Origin of the sequence: Paenibacillus curdlanolyticus YK9 (assembly GCF_000179615.1) — a bacterium.
In the GTDB taxonomy this organism is placed as follows: domain Bacteria; phylum Bacillota; class Bacilli; order Paenibacillales; family Paenibacillaceae; genus Paenibacillus_T; species Paenibacillus_T curdlanolyticus.
Window position 1 is genome coordinate 57,450 of sequence record NZ_AEDD01000003.1, and the last position, 13,268, is coordinate 70,717.

Genomic DNA, 13,268 nt, shown 5'->3' on the forward strand with positions numbered 1-13,268 from the left:
TTACCTCCTTTTGACTTTCTATATTGCATAGTACTTAATCACTTCACCCCCCGTATATACCCAATATGGGGTATTACGAGGGTACTAAGATCGAATATTGCCACATGAAGCGCTTCAACGCTTCTAATAATAAATCGGGCTTGTTCAGCCCGCTCCATCCGGATTATGAAGTAAAAAAAGCTTTAAATGTCCCGAAATATGTTCGATGGCGTACCCCATATGCTGGTTGCTTCCCTCCAGCTTGCTTAGCAATATGCCCCCTTCGAGCGATGCAATGAAGAACGAAAACAATGATTCCTCATCGATCTCCTTTCGGAACTCTCCGCGATCGATCCCCTGCTGCAAGATGTCTTTCATCATCTGCTTCCATACTGCCAGCGTATGCCTTGCTTTCTCCAACAACAGGGGATGACCGTCATCATTCTCCACAGCCGTATTCAACAAGGGGCAGCCGCCCGTAAAGGGCGGATCGTCCACGACGTTGCCGTACACTTCAAAGAATGCGATCAGCTTATCGAACGCCGATGCTTTCCCTGCCAAGGCAGCATCGATCTTCTCCCTTACTACGCGCACAGCGTAATCGTAGGCCGCCAGCGCAATTTCGTCCTTATTAGTAAAATGCCGATAAATCCCTCCTTTCTGAATGCCGGTCATCTGAATGATTTCATTCAGCGACACCCCTGCATAGCCGTGCGTGTTAAACAGAGCAGCCGCTTGCTCAATAATACGCTCGCGTGTTTGCTCGCCTTTTTTCATAAAGCCTCCCTCCTCTCCGCCAAGGTAGTCAATGGAAAATTATACTTGACTTTACTAGCGTATATGTTTAAACTTCGAAAATAAAGATACCGATCAGTATCTTTTTATGAGGGAGGATGCTACAATTGGAGAAAATGTGGTTTCAGGAAAAACGGTCAGCCTGGATGTTGCTTTCGATCTTGTGGTTCATTGCCTTCTCGGGCAAACTGTCACGCTTCGTAATGGCAGTGTTTCAAGTGCAAATTGCAGATGATTTTCACATCGCCAGAAGCTTGGTGGCAGGGGCCTGGTCAACGAACTTATTGATAACAGCGTTTTGCGCCCCTATTGGAGGAGCACTCGTCGACCGGTACGGAGCCAAAAAAGTGCTGATTCTCAGCAGCCTCTTCAACATCGTGGGCGCTGCCGTCGTCTGCTTATCAAGCGGACCGATCTGGTTCTACATCGGCTATGGCGTCATCAGCGGCTTCTCAGGCATAGGCGCATCTACAAGCTATGTACTGCTCTTCAAATGGTTCAAGCAACATCGGGCCAAAGCAACAGCGATTCTAACTAGCGCTTCATCCATCGGGCTTGCGATCTGTACGCCTGTCTTCGTCTCCAATACGTGGCTGACCTGGCAAGACGCGTTCCTCGTCACGGCAGTGCTCGGCTTAATTACGACCCTTCCATTGTTCATCGTTGCCATGCGGTCTCCGGATGAAACCGCCAAACCTTCTCAAGAAGCAACTCCAGCGGACAAAACGAAAAAGCCGAAAAAACAAGGCGTTGGGCTCGTTAACTTCCTCAAGCATCCGCTCCTGTTCATCATCAGCTTGGCGCTGTTCACCTGCGGTTTTAACATGGGTACCGTCGAAATGAACCTTGTTACCATTCATCAAATGGCTGAGGTTTCCCCAGCTGTTATTGCTTTCGTCATGAGCCTTCTCGGCATTATGGAGATTACTGGCGTCTTCGCTTACGGCTATGTGCTGGACCGTATGAACAAAAACATGGTCATGGCCCTTTTGTATACCGTACGCATCGCTGCGTTCTTCATCCTGTTCCTCCATCTCGCTTGGTCGCCGCATATCTTTGCCATTCTGTTCGGCATCACGTACCTCTCTGCGATTCCAGGCGGATTGCTGATTGCCAATGATGCGTTCGAGGAAAAAGGCAAAGCGACGGGCATTCTGATCATGTTCCACCAAGCCGGCGGCATTGTCGGCGCATTGGTAAGTGGTATCTTCTACGATATATTCGGCAACTACCAAATGCTGCTCCTATTAAACGGCGCGCTTTGCGTACTCGTCGCTTGCGGCTACTACATGACGAACAAAGCGAATTTCGCGAAAAAACGGTTTACGACTTCAGCTACTCGCGAGACTTCGCAAGCCTAGTCTATTTTAATAGAAGAAATCGTTTCGAAATGTAAGCATAAAATCAAAAAGAAGCTGCCGATTTACACTCGGCAGCTTCTTTTTATGTCGATCGGCTATTCCTCACGCTTGCACCAAAAGCTTGGTCAAGCCTCCAAACTCCAGCTCCTCAAACTTTCGAGTCGCCGCATCTAACTGTACTTCCCACACGCATTCCGCCAGCTCGTACGTAATCGGCACGTCCAGACGAATCGTAGCCAAGTCGCGGGACAAATGCAGCATATCCAGATTCGCTTCGATCTTACTGCGAACCCCTTTCGGCAGCTGCTCCAAATTGTCCAGCACGCCTTCGATCGAGCCATACTCCAGCAATAGCTTCAGCGCGGATTTCTCGCCGATCCCTTTCACGCCAGGGTAATTATCGCTCGTATCGCCCATGAACCCTTTAATATCGATAACCTGAAGAGGCGTTAACTGCTTCTCCGTCATCAAAAGCTCGATATCATAAATCGCGTAGTTGAGCTTTCCTTTTTTCATAATGACGACCTTCACGTTCTCGCTCACCAGCTGAAGCATATCGTGGTCGCCCGTCAGAATCAGCACTTCCGAATCCGGGTGATCAACCGTCAGCTTCGCCGCCAGTGTCCCAATGCAATCATCCGCCTCATAGCCTACGATGCCGATGTTCGGAATGCCCATCTCCGCTACAACTTCCTTCACAAGATCAAACTGCGGAATCAGCTCATTCGGCGGCTCGCCCCGGTTGCCTTTATAAGCGGGATACTGCTCCGTACGGAAAGTCTTGCTCCCCATATCCCAGCAGCACACGACATGAGAAGGATTAAACGTGTTGATCGCATCGTATAAGTATTGGATAAAGCCATATACCGCATTGGTCGGAATGCCTGTCGATGTTTTGCGAATGTATCCGCTATAAGACGTCGCATAGAACGCTCGGAATAGAACCGCCATCCCATCGACGATTAATACTTTATTGCTAGTTTGCACGCGCACTCGCCTCCTGTCGTCTATTCTATCATGTCTAGCGAACTGACTCTATTGAAAATGCGACCAAGAAAAAAGCCCTCGTCCGATAACCGAACGAAGACCACTCTCTATTCCCCGCGAATAAATCGACCGATTCGCTTCGCCGCTTCCAGAAGCTTCGCTTCCTCCTCTACGAGCGCGATTCGAACGAAACCAGCGCCTTCGCTGCCGAATGCGTCTCCAGGTATAACGGCTACGCCAGCCCTGACCAGCATTTCCCGGGAAATGCGCCTTGCGTCCCATTCAGCGCCGTCAGGAAGCTGCCACTGCATCTGAGGTAGCGGCGCCCATACGAACATCGTCGCCTTCGGCTTCTCGATCAGCCAGCCTTCAGCTGCTAGAGCCGCGATAAACACATCCCGCCGCTGCTGGTACAGCTTGCCGACCGGCTCCATTACACCTGAGATACCTTCCTGCAAAGCAACGATGCCGGCTTCCTGCACAGCTCCGAACACGCCATAATCGATGTTCGCCTTCAGCTCTCGAAGTGCGCCAACGGCCGTTTCATTGCCAGCGAGGAAGCCGATTCGGCAGCCCGCCATATTAAAGCTTTTCGATAAGGAGTGGAACTCGACCGCCACTTCCTTCGCTCCCTCAAGCTGCAGCACGCTCATCGGCTGCACGCCGTCGAAGCCCATCTCGGAATACGCCAGATCATGAACGAGCAGAAACCCGTATCGTTTCGCCAGTTCGATCATCCGAACAAAAAATGCTTCGTTCGCCACTGCCGTTACCGGATTCGCCGGATAACCGAATAGAACGAACTTCGCTTTCTCCCAAACCTGCTCCGGCACTTGATCGAGATCCGGCAAGAAGCCATTGTCTGCCCGCAGTGCCAACAGCTCAGGCTGAATGCCTGCAAGCTCAAGCGCTGCGGAATAGATCGGATAACCCGGATTCGGCACGACAGCTACATCTCCCGGATTGCAAACAGCAAGCGCGAGATGAGCAAGGCCATCCTGCGAGCCCATTAAAGTGACGAGCTCGCGATCCGGATCGACGCTCACGCCGAATCGATGCTGCAGCCAAGCCGCTGCCTGTTTGCGAAAAGCGATGCTTCCTTGCGAGGAAGGATACGCATAACGATCCGGCTTCAGCACGGCCTCCGAAAGCGCCTGTCGAACGCCTGCCGTAGGCGGAGAATCCGGGCTGCCGATGCCCAGATCGATCACATCATTCCCTGCTGCTAACGCTTCCGATTTCCAGCTTGCCACCTCTGCAAAAATAGAGGAGCCAAGGCGCCCCAGCTTATCCGACCGCCAGCTTTTTGTCGGCATTTCCCCTACGCTCCCCATTCTTGCTCGAACGTTTCTTCCTTGAATCCAACCGTTACGCGCTCGCCATCCGTAACAATCGGCCGTTTCACAAGACGGCCATTCGAAGCGAGAAGCGCAAGCCGCTCTTCATCCGACATGCCTGGAAGCTTGTCCTTCAAGCCCAGCTCCTTGTATACTTCGCCGGATGTGTTGAAAAACTTCTTTAACTCCAAGCCGCTTCGCTCGACAAGCGGTCGCAGCTCCTCAATCGTCGGCGCTTGCTCGAACAAGTCATGCTGCTCCAGCTCCCAGCCCCTCGCTTGCAGCCACTTTACTGCCGATCGGCATGTGCCGCATTTCGAATATCCATAAAATCGCAACGTTCCTTTAGTCCCCATCGTATCCCGATCCTCCCAAAAAATGAGCCAGCTGCTGCAAATCCTCCGGCAGAGGCGCTTTCCAAGTCATTCGTTCGGCTGTCATCGGATGCGTAAACGCGATCGACTCCGCATGCAGCGCTTGCCGTCTTGCTTTCTCATCAGCGGGGCCATGTCCCTCTTCCCTGCCATACATGTCATCGCCGATAAGCGGACAGCCTAAAAACTTCATATGTACCCGAATTTGATGCGTCCTGCCCGTTTCGAGGTTCAAGCGGACACAGGAAGCGGTTCCTTCATTATATTGAGCAATCGTCTCGTAATGCGTAACGGACGGATAGCCTTCCGGCGTCACGATCCGAATATGCGGGCGCTCCGGATCGCGATCGATCGGCTCGTTGACCGTTCCTTCGCTCGGCTCCGGCTTGCCATAAACGAATGCAAGATAACGCTTTTCAATCGTCCCTGCTTGCAGCTGCTCCGATAGCTGCTGATGCACATATGGCGTTTTGGCAATGACGACAAGCCCGGACGTATGCTCATCCAGCCGATGAATCGGGCGAAACCGCACAATTTCCCCGCGCTCCTGCCAATAATGGACGACGCCATTGGCTAATGTACCCGTATAATGCCCATGTGTAGGATGAACGATAATGCCCGCAGGCTTATTCACGATCAACAAATCATCATCTTCGAATACGACTTCAATCGGAATCGGCTCCGGCAAAATATCGTCCGAGCGTTCCTTCTCCATCCGTACCTGCAAGAGATCGCCCGTACTCACACGATCTGAGGTGTATACCCGCTTTCCGTTTACGGTTAAACCCAGCTCAGTCAGCTTCACGCGAGACAGCAGCTTGCGGGATACGCCCAATCGGCGCTCGAGCACGGTCCGGACCTGCTGCCCATGATCCCGCTCCTCCACCGTCACCGTCAGCGGCTTGTAGTAACCCGCCTCACTCATTGTTCCTTGCGCGGTGCACTGCGGAATACCTCCGCGCTGCGTACATATTCCGTATCCGCTTCGCCGAGCGCCGCGTTAGCCGAACGTGCCGCTGCGAAGAAATAATCCGACAAACGGTTCACATATCTCAGTACTTCCTCAGGTATCTGATGGGCTTCAGCTACCGTCACGATTTGGCGCTCCGCCCGTCTGCACACGGTACGGCACACATGCAACGAAGCAGACAATGCGCTCCCCCCAGGCAAAATAAAGCGGCGGATTTCCGGCGCAGCATCCGCGTGCGCATCAATCCAGCCCTCCAGCCTAGCCGTCATATCTGCCGTCACCTTATAATGATCCTCCGCCGGCGAGGCGAAAGCCAGATCGGACCCGCAGTCGAACAGCTCCTGTTGAATTTCGACGAGCTCGGCTGCCAATGCTCGCACCGGCTCCAATGTCGCAGCCTGCGCTGCTGCAGCGCCGACGAAGCTGTTCAGCTCGTCCAACGTGCCGTAAGCTTCAACGCGCGCATCATTTTTCATGACGCGGCCGCCTTTGACCGAGGTTTGCCCGCGATCTCCTGACTTAGTATATAACTTCATGAATGGACCAGCTCCTTTATAACCTGTTTGGACAATGCAAGATCCGGCGCGTTAGTCGGAATGATCAGAAACATTTCTTCTGGCGCGAAGCCCGTTTTCTTGAACATGCCGGCTTGCTTCAAAGGGATGCCGAACAAATGCTTTTCTTTCACCTCTGCATTCTTCTCCTTCAAAATCGTACCGACCATAACCCCTTCCGAATATTGCTTCTCATCGAAGATATCCTCTAAAGGCACGCCGCCGCCTTGTCCAATCATTGCTTCATAATCAGACTTCGGAAGCGCCATAACCGCGTGCTCCCCAGCAATATATTCGACAAGCAGCTTCTGCGCGTTATAGATCGGGCTGCCGACGACCTTGATCGTTTTCTCGCCAAGCGTAGGCTGAAGCTCCGCCTGCAGATCCGTTGTCACCTTATCCGGCATGCCGTTAGGCGCCATGATGAACACCGAAACATCCGCTTCATCTCCACAGCCAGTTAACAGGACGACCGTTAATAATACCGACAGCAGCGCGCCGATCCATTTTGCTTTTTTCATGCGATTGTACAACGAAATCCCTCCACAAATAGATGTCAAACTAGCGTATAAACAGACTGTCTCTACTATATCACAAACCATCCTTCACCCAAAAAAAGAAAAAGCCCCTTGCGGGGCTTACATCACTTTATTTAAGTGAATTCCATTTAAAACGATAATAATTCATATATTCGTTTATTTTGATATCAAGTCTTCTGCTCATCTCGATTACAATTTCGGATTGGAACGTGTCTTCTTCGTCGTACGTACGCTCCATTGCTTCCCGCAACCTGAAGATCTCTTCCTCCAACAGTTGAATGGATGGGGGCAGTTTTCGCGTACGATATGTGCTTGGTTGCTCCTGCAACGTCAAACTTGATTCCGCAATCGTCAATGCCTTCCCTCCCTTGCCACTGGTAAAGTTGCTATCATCATAATCGGATTCTGAGACGAGAAATGTTAATCCTGTGTTAAATTATATCAAATGTGCATCAAAATGAATATACACTTTTTTTGATATCTTATAGGAATTTTTGTCAGTTTAGCTACCTGCTACCTTAATGCCATGCACAAATTTGCCAATCCGCTCAATCGCCTCATTTAATTGCGCAACGCTTGTTGCATACGAGCAGCGCAGATGCCCCTCTCCGCCAAGTCCAAACACATTGCCGGGAACAGCCGCAACGTTCGCTTCATTCAATAAGCGCTCGGCAAACTCCTCAGAGGTTAACCCCGTCGACTTGATCGATGGGAAAGCGTAGAACGCGCCTTGCGGCTCGTGGCATTCCAGCCCGATCTCCCGGAACCCCTTCACGACCAGTCGGCGGCGCTGATTGTACGATTCGATCATCCGTTCCATCTCTGCGATGCCGTTGGTCAGCGCTTCGAGCGCTGCCACTTGGCCCATGATCGGCGCACACATCACGGTGTATTGATGAATGCGAAGCATAGCAGAGATCAGCTCTGGATGCCCGCAAGCATAGCCCATCCGCCAGCCTGTCATGGCGAAAGCTTTAGAGAAGCCGCTGACGAGAATCGTCCGGTCCTTCATCCCCGGCAATGCAGCGAAGCTGACATGCTTATGGCCGTACGAAAGCTCCGCATAAATCTCATCGGAAATAACGATCAGGTCGTTCTCTTCTACAACCTTCGCAATCGGCAGCCAGTCCTCGTAAGTCATGACGCCGCCCGTCGGGTTGCTCGGATAACAGAGGATCAGCACCTTCGAACGCGGCGTGATTGCGGCCTTTAAGGATTCCGCACGAAGCTTGAATGCGTCTTCTGCGAACGTTTCCACACCTACCGCTACGCCGCCTGTCAATGTTGTAATTGGGGAATACGAAATATAGCATGGCTCTGGAATGAGAATCTCGTCGCCAGGAGCAATTAATGCGCGAAGCGCCAAATCAATCGCCTCGCTGCCTCCGATCGTCACGAGAATCTCATTGGCAGGCTCGTATTCCACCTGAAAACGCCCTTGGAGATAGGAGGCGATCGCATTGCGCAGCTCCGGCATGCCGGCATTGGACGTATACTGCGTTTTGCCCATTTCGAGCGAAGCTACGCAAGCGTCGCGCACATGCCATGGCGTAACGAAGTCAGGCTCGCCAACGCCAAGCGTAATTATATCCTTGCGACCGCTCACCAAATCGAAAAAGCGCCGGATTCCCGAGGGCTTCAAAGCCCGGGCTTGTGGCGCCAAATAATCGCTAACCGATCCGCGCCGAGCGACTGGCGCCTGTTGTTCGTCTTTTATCATTTGCAATCACCCTTTACGGCGAAATCATCAAGCGCTGGTCACCGACGGTTTCGTCGAAGATGATGCCGTCTTGTTTGTATTTTTTAAGTATGAAAAAGGTTTTGGTCGATAGAACCGAATCAATCGGGGACAGCTTATTGGATACGAACGACGCAACTTCCTTCAACGTCTCGCCTTCCACTTCCACGAGCAGGTCATAGGCGCCGGACATCAGATAAACCGACTTTACCTCTGGATACAAATAAATCCGTTCGGCGATGCCTTCGAATCCGCGGCCGCGCTCAGGCGTAATTTGAACCTCAATCAACGCGGTCACCGTTTCATCGTGCACTTTGCTCCAATTGACGACTGCAGCATATTTTACGATGAGATGGTCATCTTCCATCTCCTTGATTTCCTGTTTGACAACGTCGACTTCTACGTCGAGCATCGTGGCTAACAATTCGGCATCACGCCGAGCGTCTTCTTTCAATAACTCCAAAATTTTCATCTTCAAATCGCTCATCGTCATAGCCTCCTTCTAGCCTTCCTTCCAATGCATTGCGTGATTTACTGTATCTTTAATTTTACAATGAAACCGCCACGACTGCAAAACAAAAAACAGCGGCTTCCAACCGGATGACCGGCCATAAAGGAAGCTGCTGCTGCTTGTTAGCTGTATTGGACAGGCGAATGATGGTTCGGAACAGGCTGCTGCTGGAAAGGCACCTGCCCCAACTGTCCCGCAGGCGGCTGGCCCGTATAATAGACAGGCTGCTGCTGCGGAATGCTTAGGCGCTGCTGCACGAATTGATTCGTTTTTTGCAGCGTCTGGTCATATTGCTTGCCTTGCTTGTCGATTTCTTGGCGAAGCGCAGGGGAGGATGTGTTGTACATCTGGTTTTGCTGCATCACCGTGAACAGCTGGCCTTGCAATTGCAAGGTACTATTGAGAAGCGACGTAAACAGCTTGCGCACCTCTGGGCATGTCGACTCGGTAGCTGCCGTCGCATACTCTCTTACGACCCGCTTCAAATCCGATAAAACAACGCTCGCCAGATCCTCGTCCGGCAAAATCGATTGATGCTGATTCATGTTCTCCTCTACCTCCTGTCAGGCTAGTTTTGGGGTTGCGTTGGCGCGATGCCAGCATGCTGATGAAGCGCCTGAAGCAGCGTCTGATAATGCTGCTGGTGAACGGCAATAAACTGCTGCGCCGTTTGGCGAAGCGCCGGATTGGAGCTCGACGAAGCCAACACCGCATTTTGCTTCAATAACAAATCCTCATTGGACATGGAATCCGCGATATATTCCAATTCTTTGGCTGTCAATGGTTGCAGCACGCATCACTCACTCCTCTGATTTGGCAAGCTCTTGTTGGAACGGAACACCTCCCGTAGGATGTCCAAGGCACGTTGCATTATGTATGGCAAAAAGCCAATGAAAGGCGAGAACTCTCCCTTCATTGGCTTTTTGCTGCGGCAATAGAAAACGGTTATGGCAAATGCACCGTCTTAACATGATCAAGATGAAGATAGACGGAATTTCCGCCAGCGGTTGCGAGCTCTACCATGTTTTGATCCAATCCTTTTAACACGCCGATCTTATTCGAATTTTCGCCAAGATCCAAAATAACAAACTCTCCAACCAGCTTGCGCAGCTGCTGGTCGAACGTGCGTGCAAGCGTGAGCGGCGACGGTTTCAACGGGAATTGCTCAGGCGTCAGTGTGTATGGCGTAGCGTTCGGATTATAAGGAATCAAGTACTTCAGGTGCGTCAATGAAACGATAACCGAATGGTATACCGGCGAATAGAAGACGAAGAAATCATTCATGACACTCGTCAAATAACCGTGGATCGATTGATTTCCTGTAATATAAAGCTCGGAAAACATGCCTTTCGCATTCATTAATATTTTTCGGTAGGAGATTGGATCATTCGGATGCTCGAACGGCGTTTCCGGCACGACAATTTCTATCGTTTCCTGCGAAGTAACTGCTCTTAGCTGCTGCAAATGGATGATCGGCACGTAAACAAACTGCTGTCCGTTATGGATAACGAGAATGTCTTGTCCCATATCGACGAGCTTGCCCCTCAGCGGTATCGCTTTGCCTGACACTTCTAGATCGACATAGCAATTCATTAACGGATGCTGCTGTTTCGTCACAATACGGCCCCTCCTTTCACCCTGTATCGTGGTCCGCATATCAGGAGGTCGTCGGATTGGAGCCGGGTCGGATGAATCATCCAACCCGGATTCCATTACCGACACATCGCCGAATTATCGACTAATGCGCCGTTTGAGCGTCGTCCGTTTTTTGAGCGCAGGAGCTGCTGCTTTCGTTGTTGGGTTTGCTTTTTGACCTTGAACGCCTTGTGCGCCTGCGGAACCGCCGGAACGGCCAGAGCTGCCGCGCGAACGCATGTTTTCAAGTTTAATGGATTGAATGTGGAGGATGAAGATTTTGATGATTTTGTGATCCGATACCACGAGGATGTGGTCGCCTTTCACTTCGGACAGGAAGCCAACAACTTTCTCAGGGCCGCCCCAGTTCACTTGTACGAAATGCTGGTTAAGCGCTTTGAGTACGCCCGTGAAGTTGTCTGCATCGATGAATTTTTTGCCACCGCGGGAGCGTCCGCCTGTGCGTCCTTCTGTGCGTCCGTCAGAACGGCCGCTGGAATGGCCGCCGGAACGGCTTCCGCTGGAGCCGTCAAGCTCTGTGATCGATTTGATATGAGCCGTTTTGACGTAAACGATGCCCTCCCACGTTGCTACAACGAGGTAATCGCTTTTTACTGCGAGCAGCCGGCCAACGATCGAGTTAGGGCCGCCACGGTTGATTTTAACCTTCTTGCCGATCAGAGCGTTCAAGAAATTTTCTTGTGTTGGTTTTGGTGCCGATTTGTGCCCCGAAGACGAAGACCGATGTGGTTTGCGGCAATAGTTGTTATACATGTTTCCATACATCATTAGATAAGTCCCTCCAAATAATTGATAGATAGATTCCTTTAAACGAGAACAGAGAAACCGACTAACCTTCACGTCAACCTAATTACTCGTTAATTGTCTTTCCCCGTTAAGTGTTCTGCATCCCTCCATTACCTCGCCTTAGGTTCATCTATCCTTGGTGACGATTTGTAATATATCTATATGTATCTCGTATACTTGCGGTACTAGATTATGATCTATTTTTGAGAGATTGGACGAACCGCCCGCGCGGTTAGTAGAGTTGTTTCATAGATTGAGGTATGTTCAAATGAAGGAGGAATGGCAAATGGCAAATAGCAATGAAAATCAAACAGGTGGATCGGAAGGGCAACGTACGGGTGGATCTGAAGGCCACCAAACAGGTGGATCTGAAGGCCATCAAACAGGCGGTTCGGGCGGACAAACAGGAGGTTCGCAAGGACAATCCGGAGGTTCGCAAGGACGTACGGGCGGCAGCCAAGGAGAAGGTTAATCGCAAGGCCCTGTGACGGGATAAGCACCTCACGCATAGTGTAAGTAAGCACAAAAGCCTATCGATATCGATAGGCTTTATCTTTTGTCCGGAGGTGCCGTTATGTCGTCGTCACAGGGCGTTGTTCAGCGCTCCATTACGATTGAACAGTCCGAATGGGAAAAGCTGCAGGCATATCCCCGAAGCAAGCAGTTCGTCCAGGTACAGCTGGAGCTGGATGGAAAAAGCTACAATGCGCAGCTGCGCCATAGAGGCGGGCATACATTGAGTTATTCCAAAAAATCATATGAGGTTCGTTACGGCAGCAGCAGCGGCACAACGCAGATTTTGCACTGGAATGCCGAATACGATGATCCTTCCTTAATGCGCAACGCGCTTTCCTTCCATTTTTTCAACCAGATTGGCGTGTACTCGCCGAAGACGAAGCATATGGAGCTGCAATGGAACGGAGAGCCGCAAGGCGTTTATTTGGAGATCGAATCGGTTGACCGCAATTTCTTCAAAGCGCGCGGGCTAGGCTGGCGATCTCTTATTTATGCCATCAACGATGATGCGAACTTCAGCCTCATCGACCCCGACACGAATGAAACCAAATCATCATTATTTAACGGCTACGAGCAGCAGCTCGGCGATGATAGCACGCAATCTCGTCTCGTCACCTTTATCCGCAGAGTCAATCGTTATGAGGGCAGCAATTTAGCGAAATTGTTAAGCAACAGGCTCGATACGAATTTTTACTTAAAATGGCTCGCCGGCGCTGTGCTGACAGGCAATTATGACGGGTTCGAGCAAAATTACGCTTTATATGAAACGCCTACTTACGGACGGTATCGGATCTTGCCATGGGATTACGAAGGAACTTGGGGACGAAATTGCTACGGCCGCGTCTGTGACAGCGATCTGGTCGACATTCGAGGCTATAATGTAGTAACCGAGAAGTTGCTCAGCTTCAGCAAGTATCGGGCACGTTACAAAACGCTGCTGCTCGAGCTGATGGATACCGCTTTTACACTGGATGCCTTAACCCCCGTCATCGAATCGATGCACGAATCGATCGCGGAAGCGATCCGAGGCGATTATACGCGGAAGCATAATTTTCAAGTATTCGCAGCAGAACCGTCCCTCATGCGCAGATATATCGTAGAGCGACAGGAAATTATCCGCAACGAGCTGGATGACTGGGAATGAGGAAGCGGTAACGCCGCGCAA

The 13,268-nt window shown here is 51.1% G+C and carries 17 protein-coding genes; 3 read left to right on the forward strand and 14 right to left on the reverse strand.

Annotated features, from left to right (window positions below):
• Positions 1 to 144: 144 nt before the first annotated feature.
• Positions 145 to 756, reverse strand: coding sequence for a TetR/AcrR family transcriptional regulator (locus tag PAECUDRAFT_RS06025; RefSeq protein ID WP_006037234.1), 612 nt, complete (start codon positions 754 to 756; stop codon positions 145 to 147).
• Positions 757 to 890: 134 nt separating this feature from the next.
• On the opposite strand from PAECUDRAFT_RS06025, the gene PAECUDRAFT_RS06030 reads away from it, so the two are divergent.
• The gene (locus tag PAECUDRAFT_RS06030; RefSeq protein ID WP_040711830.1) at positions 891 to 2,135 is read left to right on the forward strand and encodes an MFS transporter; all 1,245 of its coding nucleotides are present in this window, start codon (positions 891 to 893) and stop codon (positions 2,133 to 2,135) included.
• Between the two features lie 102 nt (positions 2,136 to 2,237).
• Here the strand turns inward: PAECUDRAFT_RS06030 and PAECUDRAFT_RS06035 are convergent, their stop codons facing one another.
• The 13 genes from PAECUDRAFT_RS06035 to PAECUDRAFT_RS06095 form a co-directional block, all read right to left on the reverse strand.
• Positions 2,238 to 3,122, reverse strand: coding sequence for a 5'-3' exonuclease (locus tag PAECUDRAFT_RS06035; protein WP_006037236.1), 885 nt, complete (start codon positions 3,120 to 3,122; stop codon positions 2,238 to 2,240).
• Between the two features lie 107 nt (positions 3,123 to 3,229).
• Positions 3,230 to 4,438, reverse strand: coding sequence for an aminotransferase class I/II-fold pyridoxal phosphate-dependent enzyme (locus PAECUDRAFT_RS06040; protein WP_006037237.1), 1,209 nt, complete (start codon positions 4,436 to 4,438; stop codon positions 3,230 to 3,232).
• Positions 4,439 to 4,443: 5 nt separating this feature from the next.
• Positions 4,444 to 4,815: an arsenate reductase family protein gene (locus PAECUDRAFT_RS06045; RefSeq protein ID WP_006037238.1), complete on the reverse strand. Its 372-nt coding sequence runs from the start codon at positions 4,813 to 4,815 to the stop codon at positions 4,444 to 4,446.
• Entirely contained in the window at positions 4,805 to 5,758 is a 954-nt protein-coding gene (locus PAECUDRAFT_RS06050; RefSeq protein WP_006037239.1) for an RluA family pseudouridine synthase, read from the reverse strand. The genes PAECUDRAFT_RS06045 and PAECUDRAFT_RS06050 overlap by 11 nt, the downstream gene beginning before the upstream one ends.
• Complete coding sequence (locus PAECUDRAFT_RS06055) at positions 5,755 to 6,339, reverse strand: cob(I)yrinic acid a,c-diamide adenosyltransferase (protein WP_006037240.1); 585 nt, start codon at positions 6,337 to 6,339, stop codon at positions 5,755 to 5,757. The genes PAECUDRAFT_RS06050 and PAECUDRAFT_RS06055 overlap by 4 nt, the downstream gene beginning before the upstream one ends.
• Positions 6,336 to 6,890: a hypothetical protein gene (locus tag PAECUDRAFT_RS06060; protein WP_006037241.1), complete on the reverse strand. Its 555-nt coding sequence runs from the start codon at positions 6,888 to 6,890 to the stop codon at positions 6,336 to 6,338. The genes PAECUDRAFT_RS06055 and PAECUDRAFT_RS06060 overlap by 4 nt, the downstream gene beginning before the upstream one ends.
• A gap of 115 nt (positions 6,891 to 7,005) precedes the next feature.
• Positions 7,006 to 7,251 carry an aspartyl-phosphate phosphatase Spo0E family protein gene (locus tag PAECUDRAFT_RS26300; RefSeq protein ID WP_006037242.1) on the reverse strand — a complete coding sequence of 82 codons (246 nt, stop codon included), beginning with the start codon at positions 7,249 to 7,251 and terminating at the stop codon, positions 7,006 to 7,008.
• Positions 7,252 to 7,398: 147 nt separating this feature from the next.
• Positions 7,399 to 8,616, reverse strand: coding sequence for an aminotransferase class I/II-fold pyridoxal phosphate-dependent enzyme (locus tag PAECUDRAFT_RS06070; protein WP_006037243.1), 1,218 nt, complete (start codon positions 8,614 to 8,616; stop codon positions 7,399 to 7,401).
• Between the two features lie 13 nt (positions 8,617 to 8,629).
• Entirely contained in the window at positions 8,630 to 9,121 is a 492-nt protein-coding gene (locus PAECUDRAFT_RS06075; RefSeq protein ID WP_006037244.1) for an Lrp/AsnC family transcriptional regulator, read from the reverse strand.
• A gap of 146 nt (positions 9,122 to 9,267) precedes the next feature.
• The gene (locus tag PAECUDRAFT_RS06080) at positions 9,268 to 9,690 is read right to left on the reverse strand and encodes a spore coat protein (protein WP_006037245.1); all 423 of its coding nucleotides are present in this window, start codon (positions 9,688 to 9,690) and stop codon (positions 9,268 to 9,270) included.
• Positions 9,691 to 9,713: 23 nt separating this feature from the next.
• Positions 9,714 to 9,938 (reverse strand): hypothetical protein, encoded by a 225-nt coding sequence (locus tag PAECUDRAFT_RS06085; RefSeq protein WP_006037246.1) that lies wholly within the window; start codon positions 9,936 to 9,938, stop codon positions 9,714 to 9,716.
• Positions 9,939 to 10,090: 152 nt separating this feature from the next.
• Positions 10,091 to 10,762, reverse strand: a complete 672-nt coding sequence (locus tag PAECUDRAFT_RS06090; protein ID WP_006037247.1) for a hypothetical protein — start codon at positions 10,760 to 10,762, stop codon at positions 10,091 to 10,093.
• A 114-nt stretch (positions 10,763 to 10,876) separates the two neighbouring features.
• Positions 10,877 to 11,569: a DUF2642 domain-containing protein gene (locus PAECUDRAFT_RS06095; protein WP_006037248.1), complete on the reverse strand. Its 693-nt coding sequence runs from the start codon at positions 11,567 to 11,569 to the stop codon at positions 10,877 to 10,879.
• A gap of 317 nt (positions 11,570 to 11,886) precedes the next feature.
• On the opposite strand from PAECUDRAFT_RS06095, the gene PAECUDRAFT_RS06100 reads away from it, so the two are divergent.
• Both PAECUDRAFT_RS06100 and PAECUDRAFT_RS06105 read left to right on the forward strand, forming a co-directional pair.
• A complete protein-coding gene (locus PAECUDRAFT_RS06100; protein ID WP_006037249.1) occupies positions 11,887 to 12,075 on the forward strand; it encodes a hypothetical protein in 189 nt (62 codons plus the stop codon).
• A gap of 86 nt (positions 12,076 to 12,161) precedes the next feature.
• A complete protein-coding gene (locus tag PAECUDRAFT_RS06105; RefSeq protein WP_006037250.1) occupies positions 12,162 to 13,247 on the forward strand; it encodes a CotH kinase family protein in 1,086 nt (361 codons plus the stop codon).
• Positions 13,248 to 13,268 lie beyond the last annotated feature (21 nt).